Source organism: Streptomyces celluloflavus, assembly GCA_000720995.1.
In the GTDB taxonomy this organism is placed as follows: domain Bacteria; phylum Actinomycetota; class Actinomycetes; order Streptomycetales; family Streptomycetaceae; genus Streptomyces; species Streptomyces celluloflavus.
In genome coordinates this window covers 1-11,967 of the sequence record JOEL01000061.1, presented here as the reverse complement: position 1 = coordinate 11,967, position 11,967 = coordinate 1, and the positions used below count along the sequence as shown (strand labels likewise).

The window sequence follows — 11,967 nt, the reverse complement described above, 5'->3', positions numbered from 1 at the left end:
GGGCCTACTTGCCGGGAGCCCCGGCGGCGGGCACCGCGGTCCCGTTCACCCCGGCGCCGCCCGCCTGCGCCGGCAGCGCGCCGGCCAGGTCCGCGAGCCGGGTCTCGGCCAGCCCGCTCGCCCGTACGGACTCCAGCAGGCCCTGCAACGGACCGGCCTGCGGACCGCCGTCCGCGATCAGCCGGCCGAGCGCACCGGCCAGGGTCAGGTCCCGCAGCCCGGCCGCCCCCAAACCGCCGACCATGGCGCCGAGGTCCCTGGTGAAGGTGGAGTGCTCCTTGTCGAGCCAGGGGCCCGCGACGGTGCGCACCGTCTCGGAGCGGTCGACCAGCGCGTCCAGACCCTTGGCGGCGCCGATGGAACCGACCAGCTTGTCGAAGAAGGTGCTCTCGCCGCCGACGATGTCGATCCGGGCGTTCTCCAGGCCGGTGGCCAGCACCGTCGCCTGCGATTCGGCCACCTGGCGCCGGACGTCGATGTCCGCCAGCCGGATCTCCTTCTCGGCCGCCAGCCGCAGCCGGTACTCCTCGTGCTCGCGGCTCGCCGCGTCCAGTGCGGCCATCGCCGCGGCCTTCTCGGTGAGCCCGGCCGCCTCGGCCTTGAGCTTCTCGCCGATGGCGACGGCGTCCGCGAGCGCCTGGGCCTTGGTGCCCTCGGCGTCCGCCAGCGCCTTGGCGCGGGCGCCCTCGGCCTCGGCCCGGAGCAGCGCGCCGGCCGCCTCGGCCTCGGCGAGCCCGGACTTCTCGATGGCCTGGGCGTTCATCTCGCGGACCCGGACGTCGGCCAGGCCGGCCGCGGCCGCCTCCGCCTGGACGCCCTCGGCGAGCCGGATCTTGGCCTGGGCGTCCAGCTCCGCGGTCTTGTGGCGGGTCTCGGCGAGGGTCATCTCCTCGGCGGCGCGGTGGGTGGCCGCCTGCTCGGCTGCCTCGGCCGCCTTGATGTCCTTGACCAGCCGCTGCTGGGCCTCCGCCTCGGCGCGGATGATCAGCGACTGGCGCTCCCGCTCGGCCTCCTCGACCGTGCGCAGCTTCTTGATCTCCTCCTCCTGGGCGGCGACGGTCTTCTCGACCGCGATCCGCTCCCGGATCACATCGGCGATCTCCCGCTTCTCCGCCTCGACCTCCTTGTCGGCGGCGATCCGCGACAGCTGCGTCTCGCGCTCGCGGGCGATGACCTCCAGCAGCCGGTCCTTCTCGATGCGCTCGCTCTCGATGGCGATGACCCGCTCGCGGTTCTTGACCGCCACGGCGATCTCCCGCTCGCGGTTCTCGTTCTGGATGCCGAGCGATTCCTCGGTCTTGAGGTGCGCGGAGTGCGAGCGCAGCCGCTCCTCGGCCTGGACGCGCGCCGTCTCGGCCTCTTCCCTGGCCCGTACGGTCTCGATCTCGCGCTGCTGCTTGATCTCCGCGTCGGCCTGCCGGCGCTCCAGCTCCAGGACGGCCTCCCGGGCGTCGACGTTCTGCCGGGTGATCTCCTTCTCCTCGTTGCGCTGGTACTCGTTGGTGCGGACGTGCTCGATCGCGGTCAGCTCGGTGATCTTGCGGATGCCCTGGGCGTCGAGGATGTTGGAGCTGTCGAGCTGGGCGAGCGGGGTCTGCTCCAGGTAGTCGATGGCCGCGTCTTCGAGGCTGTAGCCGTTCAGATCGGTGCCGATGACGGCGATGATGCGGTCCCGGAACTCGTCCCGCATCGTGTAGAGGTCCTGGAAGTCCAGCTGCTTGCCGACGGTCTTGAGCGCCTCGGAGAACTTCGCGTTGAACAGTTCCTGGAGGGTGCTGTCGTGGCTGGCGCGCTCGGTGCCGATCGCCTGGGCCACCTTCACCACGTCCTCCTTGGTCTTGTTGACCCGGACGAAGAACGCGATGCGGATATCGGCGCGGATGTTGTCCTGGCAGATCAGGCCCTCGCGGCCGGTGCGGCCGATCTCGATGGTCTTCACCGCGATGTCCATCACCTCGGCCTTGTGCAGCACGGGCAGCACGACGGCGCCGGTGAAGGTGACATCGACCTTGCGGTACTTGGAGACGATCAGCGCCTGGCCCTGGTTGACCTTGCGGTAGAGGCGGGTGACGGCGAACACCGCCACCAGCACGATGAGTACGACGACGGCGACGGTCACGCCGATTCCTACGGTGATGGCATCCATCGGTGAATCCCTGTGTCGGTTCGGGAAGTTGACGGCGCGTACGGAGCGCGCAGGGCGAAGCCGCGGCGGGCGGGGCGGCGGAGCGGGTGTCCGGTGCCGCCGGCGGGCCTGCGGTGGCGGGCGCCGGGCGGTTCCTCAGCCGGCGGACCGGTGCGGGTCGAGCGCGCTGTCGTAGGGCGCGACCCGGAAGAACTCGCCGTCGGCGTCGTAGTCGAAGATGAGGGCGCTGCTGCCCGCGGTCAGTCCGGTCTCCTCGCAGCGCACCTGCACGATCGCGGTGGAGCCGTCCTCGGCGCGCACCTCGGCCTGGCCGAAGTCGTGGGCGACCCGGCCGGTGCGGATGACGCACAATCGGCCGACGAAGTCGTCCCGGGAGGCGACCCGTTCAGGGGGCAGCATCCGCCGGGCCAGGCGGACGGCGAGCCGGGTGCCGGCCCAGGCGGCGGCCAGCGCCACGGCCAGTGTGGCGGCGCGCAGCGGGGTGCTGCCGGTCAGCGCGGCGCCGGCCAGGCTGACGAGCCAGGCGATGAGGATCCCCAGGGAAAGGGTCACCGTCACCGGCAGCCCGGCCGTCTCGGCGGTGTCGCCGTGCGCACCCTCACCCCCGTCGAGGATGTGCACGCCGGCGCCGCCGATCAGTACCAGGAGCCAGTACCCGGCGATCACCAGCAGCGCGAAGCTGAACAGCGCCGCGGGGAAGGTGAGCGCGGCGCGCAGAAAATCACCCATGATCATGCCCCCGTTGCGGTGCCGCTGACGTGCTGCTGTCGATGGCAGGATCCTCGCACCACGGGGGTCTCGAACACATTGCCGGAACCCGGCAATCTTTATGTGTTCTTGATGGCCTGCTATCGCCGTACGGCGTGCGCCGGGGGACCGCGGGGCCGCCGCACAGCCCCGTATTCCCCCGCCGCGGCCCGCCGCACGCCCCGGCTACAGGGGCTTGTCGGGCCACCCCAGCAGGCGGGCGCCCATCGCCGCGGTCTCCAGCGAGTACCGCTGCAGACCGTCCGACGGGTCGTAGCCCGTCAGGAACTTGATGCGCTCCAGCCGGTAGGACAGGGTGCGCACGCTCACCTGGAGCCGGCGGGCGGCCTCGGCGTTGACATAGCCCGCCGCGGCACACGCCGTGAGCGTCTCCAGCAGCGGCCCGGCCCCGCCGCGGGCCTGCGTCAGCGGCCCCAGCACGGTGCGGACGAGATCGGCCATGGCCGCCCGGTCGCGCAGCAGCACCGGAAAGACCAGCAGCTCCGCGGCGCGCAGCACCGGTTCGGCCAGCTCCAGTTGCTGCGCCAGGTCCAGGGCGCTCAGCGCCTCCTCGTAGGAGCGCACCACACCGCCCGCACCGGAGTGCGGCCGACCGATGGCCACCCGGCCGGCGGCCGGCCGGCCGGCGTCCGGCCGGCGCGCGCAGGCCGCGAAGGCGTCCAGGACGGCGCCTTCACTGCTGGCACCGACACAGATCAGCCGGCCCTCCTTGGTGGTGATCAGCACATCGCGGTCGCCGAAGCGGCCGACCAGTTCGCGCTCCACCCGCCGGGCGAGGGGATGCACATCGTCGAAGGGCTCCTCGCCCTCGGCGACCGCGACCGCGTGCTCATGGGCCAGCCGCAGCCCGAACCGCTCGGCGCGCTCGGCCAGCCGCCCCAGGTCGCTGCGCCCGTACAGCAGATCGTCGACGAACTCCCGGCGGGCGGCCTCCTCCTGGCGCACCGAGAGCCGCTGGGCGCGCTCGTGGCCTTCACCGAGCGCGGCGATCGCCGCATCGACGGCGCCCAGCACCGCGTCGCCGGTCCTGACGCGTTCGGCGGCGCCGGCCGCCCGCGCCACACCGGGGAGGGTGCCCCAGACGCGGCGGGTCTCCCCCAGGAAGAGGCCGACGAGTTCGCGCAGCCCGTGTCCGGCCTCGGCGGCCCGCTCCCCCAGGTCGCGCATCGCGTCCAGTTCGGGGCGGCGGGGCAGCCGCCCGGTCGCGGAGACCTCGCTGAGGAGCGTGGCGTAGCCGTCCAGGAAGTCGGCGGAGATGGCGGCCGCGGAGGTGCTGGCACGGGTCATCGGGCACCGCCACGCGCAGCCGCCGCGCCGCCCGCTCCGGTGGGCCGCAACCGGTCCGGCACCGGCCGTCCTCCCCCACGCACACCCACCACGTCACGTACTCCTCACGCCTTGGTTGCCAGGTCCCGGACATCGGGACCGCCCCAATCTTGCCGGATCCCGGCAGTGCGCCGACACCGGGTCACCGGATAGCCCGGCCCCGGCGGATGGCGGGCGGCAGATGGGCGCGGCGCGATCCGGTGGGCGGCCCCGTGGAAGACCTGCGGAAGGGGGGCCGGATGGGCGATGCGGGACGCGTGATGCGGTTACGCGGGGGGCGCCGTACGCGTCCCGGGGCCGGTGGGAGACACCGCGCGGCGGGCCCCACGGGCGCGCACCGGCGCACCGCCGCGACGGCGCCGGGCCCGCCCGCATCCGGCGGGGCCGACCGCGCCCCCTGCCGGACGCGGCAATGCGGCTACGGTTGTACCGGACCGCCGTGCGCGTGACATCGTCGTCGACGCGCCAGGTCCCCGTCGCGAGCCGTAGCTCCGTGTTGCCGGTAGTTGGAGAAAAGAGTAGTGAGCAGGGTGTTTGTGCAGGTCAACGCGCTAGTCCGAAGCACGGGGTAATCAGCATGCACATCGTCATCATGGGGTGTGGGCGCGTGGGCTCCGCGCTCGCGCAGACCCTGGAGAGCCAGGGGCACACCATCGCGGTGGTCGATCAGGACCCGACCGCGTTCCGCCGCCTGGGCTCCGCCTTCGGCGGCCGCCGGGTGACCGGCGTCGGCTTCGACCAGGACACGCTGCGCGAAGCCGGCATCGAGGAGGCGGGCGCCTTCGCCGCCGTCTCCAGCGGTGACAACTCCAACATCATCGCCGCCCGGGTGGCCCGCGAAATGTTCGGCATCGAGAACGTCGCGGCCCGGATCTACGACCCCCGGCGCGCCGAGGTCTACCAGCGCCTGGGCATCCCCACCGTCGCCACCGTCCGCTGGACGGCGGACCAGATGCTGCGCCGGCTGCTGCCCTCGGGCGCCGAGCCGCTGTGGCGGGATCCCAGCGGCGCCGTCCAGCTCGCCGAGGTGCACACCTCCGCGTCTTGGGTCGGCCACAAGATCAGCACGCTCCAGGAGGAGACCGGCGTCCGCGTCGCCTTCCTCACCCGGCTGGGCGAGGCGATGCTGCCGACGTCGCAGACGGTGCTCCAGGAAGGCGATCTGGTGCATGTGATGATGCGCGCCGATGACGTCGAGAAGGTCGAAGCGGCATTCGCCGAAGGTCCCGAGGAGGCGCACGCATGAGGGTCGCGATCGCGGGCGCGGGCGCGGTGGGCCGTTCCATCGCCGGTGAGCTGCTGGAGAACGGCCACGAGATCCTGCTCATCGACAAGGCACCGACCGCCATCTCGGTCGAGCGGGTGCCCCTCGCGGAGTGGCTGCTGGCCGACGCCTGCGAGATCACCTCGCTGGACGAGGCGGCGCTCCAGCGCTGCAACGTCGTCATCGCGGCGACCGGCGACGACAAGGTCAACCTCGTCGTCTCGCTGCTCGCCAAGACCGAGTACGGCGTGCCCCGGGTCGTCGCCCGGGTCAACAACCCGAAGAACGAGTGGCTCTTCAACGAGGCGTGGGGCGTCGATGTCGCGGTCTCCACGCCGCGCCTGATGTCGGCGCTGGTCGAGGAGGCGGTGAGCGTCGGCGATCTCGTCCGGCTGCTGCGCTTCAGCCACGGCGACGCCAACCTCGTCGAGCTGACGCTGCCCCCGGAGGCCGCGCTGGCCGGCACCCGGGTCGGCGACGTCGCCTGGCCCGAGGACACCTCCCTGGTGACGATCATCCGCGGCACGCGGGTGCTCACCCCCAACAAGGAGGACGCGCTGGAAGCCGGCGACGAGCTGCTGTTCGTCGCGGCCCAGTCCCGCGAGGAGCAGCTGGAGGACCTGCTGTCGGTCCGCCGCGAGGACACCACAGGCTGAGACACCGCGGACGGCGGAGGGCCCCGGGACCGATGTGGTCCCGGGGCCCTCCTGTGTACGGGGTGCGGGCGCGGCGTACGCGTACGGAGCGCGGCGCCCGCCGGTACGTACGCCCCGCGCCGTCAGCGGCGGTGGCGCGGCCCCGGCGAGGGCGACCCCTCGGCGACCGCCTCGGCCGCGGCGCCCGCCGCCGGACCGTCCCCGGCCGCACGCTCCTCGGCCGCCTTCTCCGCCGCCTCCATCTCCGCGAAGACATCGATCGGCGGCGGCGCCTTCGCCAGGAAGACCCAGGTGAGATAGACGGCGAGCAGGAACGGCGGGATCTTCAGCACGATCAGCACCCAGCCCAGCTGGGCGGTGTCGGCCCACCAGTACAGCGGGAAGAGGATCGCGCACTTGGCGAACAGGATCAGCCCCCAGGCCCAGCTGGCCTTGGTGTACGCCTTCTTCCGGCCCGGGTTACGGGTGCGCCAGGAGAGGTTCTCCTTGAACACCGGGCCCAGGATCAGGCCGATCAGCGGCACCCCCGCCAACGACGTGACGATATAGGCGACACTCAGCCCGAGGGTGTAGATCATCCCCGGCAGATAGAAGTCCTTGGCGTTGCCGGTCATCATCGCGAAGACGACGCCGAAGGCCACCCCGAAGACGCCGCCGAAGGCGTGCTTGACGGTGTCCTTGCGGACCAGGCGGACGGCCGCCAGCACCAGCGAGACGGCCAGTGCGGCGATCGCCGAGACGTGCAGATCCTTGTTGATTGTGAAGATCGTGACGAACAGCAGGCCGGGCAGCACGGTCTCCACCATGCCGCGCACGCCGCCGAACGCCTCGAACAAGGCCGCCTCGGTGACGTCCCTGCCGTCGGCGTCCTTACCCGCACCCGCGCCGGTGCGCGCGGGGTCGGCGGAAGTGTCGGTCTGCTGGGCGGTGTCGGTGGTCGGTCGGTCGTAAGACGGCACCGGCTACTCCTGTCCGAGCGGTCGCAGTTCGTACTTCGGATTGAAGAGCACCCGGCGTCCGTGGCTCATGGAGACCCGGCCCGAGGCGATGAGCTTACGGCCCGGCTCGATCCCGACGATGGAGCGGCGGCCGAGCCACACCACGTCCAGAGCCGCGGAGCCGTCGAACAGCTCCGCCTCCAGCGCGGGCACTCCGGCGCGCGGCCGCAGCGTCACATGCCGCAGGGTGCCGGTGACCTTCACTATCTGACGGTCGGCACAGTCGCAGATGCGGGTGCAGCCCGTCGCCTGCGTGTCCTGCCGCAGCTCTGCGGACTGCAACTCCTCCTCGGAGGAGGACAGCCTGTCGAGCATCCGGCGGAAACGACCGGCCGGCTTCTCGGATCGGATCCCAGCACTCATAAACCCAGCGTACCGGTGCGGCCGGTCCCCGATCACGGCCCGCACACACGCCCGTATCCGGCCCGCGGCACCCCGGCCGGCCGCCTCCCCCTGCGGCTCACTGCTCGAAGCGGTACCCCATCCCCGGCTCCGTGATGAAATGCCGCGGATGCGAGGGATCGCTCTCCAGCTTGCGGCGCAGCTGCGCCATGTAGACCCGCAGATAGTTGGTCTCCGTGCCGTACGACGGGCCCCAGACCTCCTGGAGCAGCTGCTTCTGGCTGACCAGCCGGCCCGCGTTGCGGACCAGGACCTCCAGCAGATGCCACTCGGTCGGGGTCAGCCGGATGTCCCGGCCCTCGCGGTTGACCTTCTTCGCCGCGAGATCGACGGTGAACCCGCCGGTCTCCACGATCACCTCGTCATCGGCCGGCCCGGTCGGCTCGGCTCTTCGCACCGCGGCCCGCAGTCTGGCCAGCAGCTCGTCCATCCCGAACGGCTTGGTGACGTAGTCGTCCGCGCCCGCATCCAGCGCCTCCACCTTCTCGTCGGAGGTCTGCCGGGCGGAGAGCACCAGGATCGGCACCCGCGTCCAGCCCCGCAGCCCCTTGATCACCTCGACGCCGTCCATATCGGGCAGCCCCAGGTCCAGGACGATGACGTCGGGGTGGCGGGCCGCGGCCAGCTTGAGGGCGGTGGCCCCGTCGGGAGCGGCGTCCACCTCGTACTTGCGCGCCTTCAGGTTGATCACGAGTGCGCGGACGATCTGCGGCTCGTCATCGACCACAAGCACCCGGTTCACTGGCGTTCTCCTCGTGGTGTCGGTCCCCGCCGGGCACGGCCCGCGGGACGGTCGGTGGGTGTGGCCCGGATGGCCCGGCTCATGTCGTGGCCTGGGCCGGAAGATCGGGTCTGGCCGGCGGCCGGCCGGCCGCGGCCCGGAGCGTGAGCACCATCGTCATCCCCCCTCCGGGGGTGTCCTCGGCGGCGAGCGTGCCGCCCATCGCCTCCGCGAAGCCCCGCGCCACGGCCAGACCGAGGCCCACACCGGCGCCGCGCGGGGCGTCACCATAGCGCTGGAACGGCTCGAAAATCCGGTCCTTGGCGCTGTCCGGAACGCCGGGTCCGCGGTCCGCGATCCGCAGCTCCACCCGGTCGCCGAGCGCACTGGCGGCGACCAGCACCGTCTCGCCGTCGGGGCTGTACTTCACCGCGTTCTCGACGAGATTGGCCACCGAACGCTCCAGTAGCCCCGGATCGACGGCGACGATCGGCAGCTCCTCGGGGATGTCGAGCGTGACGCTGCCCTCCGGCACCCCGCCGAGCGCCATCGGCACCACCTCGTCGAGGTCGATCTCCCGAATCAGCGGGGTGACCGTGCCGGTCTGGAGCCGGGACATGTCCAGCAGATTGCCGACCAGATGGTCCAGCCGGTCCGCACCCGCCTCGATACCGGCCAGCAGCTCCGCCTCGTCCTCCTCGGACCAGGCCACGTCATCGGAGCGCAGGGACGTCACCGACGCCTTGATACTGGCGAGCGGCGTGCGCAGGTCGTGACTGACCGCGGCCAGCAGCGCCGTCCGGATCCGGTTGCCCTCGGCCAGCTCCTGGGCCCGCTCCGCCTCGCCCACCAGCCGCTGCCGGTCCAGGACGACGGCGGCCTGGGCGGCGAACGCGGCCAGCACCCGCCGGTCCTCCGCGGGCAGCACCCGGCCGGTCAGCGCCAGCGCCATGTGGTCACCGACCGGCATGTCGACATCCGCGTCCTCGGGGCGCACCGGCGCACTCTGCTCCGTGCCGCCCGCCCGGCCCGCGCACGTCCACGGATCGACGTCGCTGCGCCGCTCCAGCAGCGCCACCGTCTCCATCTTGAACGTCTCCCGCACCCGTTCCAGCAGCGCGTCCAGCGTCTGCTCACCGCGCAGCACACTGCCCGCGAGGAACGAGAGGATCTCCGACTCGGCGCGCAGCCTGGCGGCCTGATGGGTACGGCGCGCGGCGAGGTCCACCACCGAGGCGACCGACACCGCCACCGAGAAGAAGATCACTATGGCGAAGAGGTTGTGCGGGTCGTTGACGGTGAGGGTGTGGGTGGGCGGCGTGAAGTAGAAGTTGAGCAGCAGCGAGCCGACGGCCGCCGACGCCAGCGCCGGCAGCTGCCCGCCGAGCAGCGCCGCGGCCACCGTCAGGAAGAGGAAGAGCAGCACGTCATTGGCGAGGCCCGGACCGTGCGCGAGACGGGTGAGACCCAGCGACAACAGGGCCGGCGCGACGACACCGACCAGCCAGCCGGCGATGATCCGGGCCCGGCCCAGCCGCGCACCGCGCGCCACCGGCAGCCCCCGGCCCTTCGCGACCTCGTCGTGCGTGACGATGTGCACATCCAGGTCCGGCCCGGACTCGCGGGCGACGAGCGCCCCCACCCCTGGCCCGAACATGTACTGCCATGCCTTGCGGCGGCTGGAGCCCAGCACGATCTGGGTGGCGTTCACCCCCCGCGCGAACTCCAGCAGCGCACTGGGGATGTCGTCGCCGATGACGTGGTGGAACGTACCGCCCAGGTCTTCCACCAGCGTCCGCTGGACGGCGAGTTCCTTGGGCGAGGCGGACGTCAGCCCGTCGCTGCGCGCTATGTAGACGGCGAGCACCTCGCTGCCCGACCCCTTGGCGGCCATCCGGGCGGCGCGGCGGATCAGCGTACGTCCCTCCGGGCCGCCGGTGAGGCCGACGACTATGCGCTCACGGGCCTGCCAGGTGGAGCGGATGGAGTGCTCGGCGCGGTACTGCTGCAAGTACTCGTCGACGCGGTCGGCCACCCACAGCAGCGCCAGTTCGCGCAGGGCCGTGAGGTTGCCCGGCCGGAAGTAGTTGGACAGGGCGGCGTCCACCTTGTCGGGCTGGTAGATGTTGCCGTGCGCCATCCGGCGGCGGATCGCCTGTGGCGACATGTCGACCAGTTCGATCTGGTCGGCGCGGCGGACGATTTCGTCGGGCACGGTCTCCCGCTGACGGACCCCCGTTATCGACTCGACGACATCCCCGAGCGATTCCAGATGCTGGATGTTGACCGTCGAGATCACATCGATCCCGGCTTCCAGCAGCTCCTCGATGTCCTGCCATCGCTTGGCGTTGCGCGAACCGGGGACGTTGGTGTGCGCCAGCTCGTCCACCAGCGCCACGGCGGGCCGGCGCGCCAGGACCGCGTCCACGTCCATCTCGGTGAACACCGTCCCGCGGTACTCCAGCTCCTGGCGCTGGATCTGCTCCAGCCCGTGCAGCATGACCTCGGTACGGGGCCTGCCGTGGTGCTCGACGAACGCCACGACGGCGTCCGTACCCCGCTCCACCCGGCGGTGCGCCTCGGACAGCATCGAGTACGTCTTGCCGACGCCCGGTGCCGCGCCGAGATATATCCGTAGCTTGCCGCGTGCCATGGCCCCATTGTCTTACGTGAAGGCCGCCCCCACCGGGCTGAACCTGTTTCGACCCTACCGACCGAACACCAGGACAAAAGCCGCAGGTGGCGGCTGCGAGCCCGGTCTTTACGCGACTCTGATACGGGGATCTGTAAGGGCCGCGGAACGGGGGACGAACGGGGCGAACACGGCGGGCGGAGCGGGCCGCGGGGGCGGGTGGCGGTCGGGCGCCGGGGGTGGACGACGGGTGGGACTGGGGAGGGCGCGTGTGGAGTCCGGGGAGGGGGCGTGTGGAGTTCGGGTAGGGGGGGCCGTAGTGGCGGTCGGGCGTCGGCACTCCGAAATTCCGTCGCCCCGGCACATACCGGCTGCGAGGATGCCCCGCATGACCGAGGTACGCATCGCCCACACCGCCGACCTGGACACCGCCACGCGCAACGCGGCCCGCAGCCTGCTGTACGACGTCTTCGACGACATGACCGCGGAGGACTGGGAGCACGCCCTCGGCGGCCTGCACGCACTGATCCACGAGGACGGTGAACTCATCGGGCACGCGTCGGTGGTCCAGCGCCAGCTGCTGCACGGCGGCCGGGCACTGCGCTGCGGCTACGTGGAAGGCGTGGGGGTCCGCGCGGACCGGCGCGGCCGGGGGCACGGCCAGGCCCTGATGGAAGCCCTGGAGCGGGTGGTGCGCGACGCGTACGACCTCGGCGCGCTGGGCGCCGCCGACGAGGCGGCGACCTTCTACGCGGCCCGCGGCTGGCAACTGTGGCGCGGCCACTCCTGGGCACTCACCCCGGAAGGCGTCCACCGCACCGCGGACGAGGACGGCTTCCTCTACGTCCTGCCGACGACCGCCCCCCTCGACCTCGACGCGGACCTCACCTGCGACTGGCGCAACGGGGATCTCTGGTAGAGGGCACTGGGTACGGCCTCTGGTGACGCGGTCGCCGTAGCTGCGTGGCGTCGGGTGCGGTTGTCTCCCGGCTCAGGGGCTGTCTCTTATACACATCTCCGAGCCCACGAGACTAAGGCGAATCTCGTATGCCGT

The 11,967-nt window shown here is 72.0% G+C and carries 10 protein-coding genes; 3 read left to right on the top strand and 7 right to left on the bottom strand.

Going from position 1 to position 11,967, the window contains the following annotated elements:
• Window positions 1-4: 4 nt before the first annotated feature.
• The 3 genes from IH09_RS32440 to IH09_RS32430 form a co-directional block, all read right to left on the bottom strand.
• Window positions 5-2,146, bottom strand: coding sequence for a flotillin family protein (locus IH09_RS32440; protein ID WP_052861130.1), 2,142 nt, complete (start codon window positions 2,144-2,146; stop codon window positions 5-7).
• 135 nt (window positions 2,147-2,281) lie between these two features.
• On the bottom strand, window positions 2,282-2,875 hold the full coding sequence (locus tag IH09_RS32435; RefSeq protein WP_052861143.1) for a hypothetical protein: 594 nt from the start codon (window positions 2,873-2,875) through the stop codon (window positions 2,282-2,284).
• Window positions 2,876-3,079: 204 nt separating this feature from the next.
• Complete coding sequence (locus tag IH09_RS32430) at window positions 3,080-4,201, bottom strand: PucR family transcriptional regulator (RefSeq protein ID WP_052861129.1); 1,122 nt, start codon at window positions 4,199-4,201, stop codon at window positions 3,080-3,082.
• 616 nt (window positions 4,202-4,817) lie between these two features.
• On the opposite strand from IH09_RS32430, the gene IH09_RS32425 reads away from it, so the two are divergent.
• On the top strand, window positions 4,818-5,486 hold the full coding sequence (locus IH09_RS32425) for a potassium channel family protein (RefSeq protein ID WP_052861128.1): 669 nt from the start codon (window positions 4,818-4,820) through the stop codon (window positions 5,484-5,486).
• Window positions 5,483-6,160 carry a potassium channel family protein gene (locus tag IH09_RS32420; protein WP_052861127.1) on the top strand — a complete coding sequence of 226 codons (678 nt, stop codon included), beginning with the start codon at window positions 5,483-5,485 and terminating at the stop codon, window positions 6,158-6,160. Before IH09_RS32425 ends, IH09_RS32420 begins: the two co-directional genes overlap by 4 nt.
• A gap of 122 nt (window positions 6,161-6,282) precedes the next feature.
• On the opposite strand, the gene IH09_RS32415 is transcribed toward IH09_RS32420, so the two are convergent.
• The 4 genes from IH09_RS32415 to IH09_RS32400 form a co-directional block, all read right to left on the bottom strand.
• Window positions 6,283-7,119, bottom strand: coding sequence for a DUF3159 domain-containing protein (locus tag IH09_RS32415; protein WP_052861126.1), 837 nt, complete (start codon window positions 7,117-7,119; stop codon window positions 6,283-6,285).
• Window positions 7,120-7,122: 3 nt separating this feature from the next.
• On the bottom strand, window positions 7,123-7,521 hold the full coding sequence (locus IH09_RS32410) for an OB-fold nucleic acid binding domain-containing protein (protein ID WP_094792086.1): 399 nt from the start codon (window positions 7,519-7,521) through the stop codon (window positions 7,123-7,125).
• A gap of 97 nt (window positions 7,522-7,618) precedes the next feature.
• The gene (locus tag IH09_RS32405; protein ID WP_052861124.1) at window positions 7,619-8,302 is read right to left on the bottom strand and encodes a response regulator; all 684 of its coding nucleotides are present in this window, start codon (window positions 8,300-8,302) and stop codon (window positions 7,619-7,621) included.
• 79 nt (window positions 8,303-8,381) lie between these two features.
• Window positions 8,382-10,934 carry a sensor histidine kinase gene (locus tag IH09_RS32400; RefSeq protein WP_052861123.1) on the bottom strand — a complete coding sequence of 851 codons (2,553 nt, stop codon included), beginning with the start codon at window positions 10,932-10,934 and terminating at the stop codon, window positions 8,382-8,384.
• Between the two features lie 358 nt (window positions 10,935-11,292).
• On the opposite strand from IH09_RS32400, the gene IH09_RS32395 reads away from it, so the two are divergent.
• On the top strand, window positions 11,293-11,832 hold the full coding sequence (locus IH09_RS32395) for a GNAT family N-acetyltransferase (RefSeq protein ID WP_381528018.1): 540 nt from the start codon (window positions 11,293-11,295) through the stop codon (window positions 11,830-11,832).
• The last annotated feature ends 135 nt before the right edge of the window (window positions 11,833-11,967 follow it).

Coding starts and splice junctions, on each gene's coding strand:
- IH09_RS32420 (WP_052861127.1), top strand. CDS start 5,483: ATGAGGGTCGCGATCGCGGGCGCGGGCGCGGTGGGCCGTTCCATCGCC.
- IH09_RS32400 (WP_052861123.1), bottom strand. CDS start 10,934: ATGGCACGCGGCAAGCTACGGATATATCTCGGCGCGGCACCGGGCGTC.
- IH09_RS32440 (WP_052861130.1), bottom strand. CDS start 2,146: ATGGATGCCATCACCGTAGGAATCGGCGTGACCGTCGCCGTCGTCGTA.
- IH09_RS32430 (WP_052861129.1), bottom strand. CDS start 4,201: ATGACCCGTGCCAGCACCTCCGCGGCCGCCATCTCCGCCGACTTCCTG.
- IH09_RS32395 (WP_381528018.1), top strand. CDS start 11,293: ATGCCCCGCATGACCGAGGTACGCATCGCCCACACCGCCGACCTGGAC.
- IH09_RS32410 (WP_094792086.1), bottom strand. CDS start 7,521: ATGAGTGCTGGGATCCGATCCGAGAAGCCGGCCGGTCGTTTCCGCCGG.
- IH09_RS32425 (WP_052861128.1), top strand. CDS start 4,818: ATGCACATCGTCATCATGGGGTGTGGGCGCGTGGGCTCCGCGCTCGCG.
- IH09_RS32435 (WP_052861143.1), bottom strand. CDS start 2,875: ATGGGTGATTTTCTGCGCGCCGCGCTCACCTTCCCCGCGGCGCTGTTC.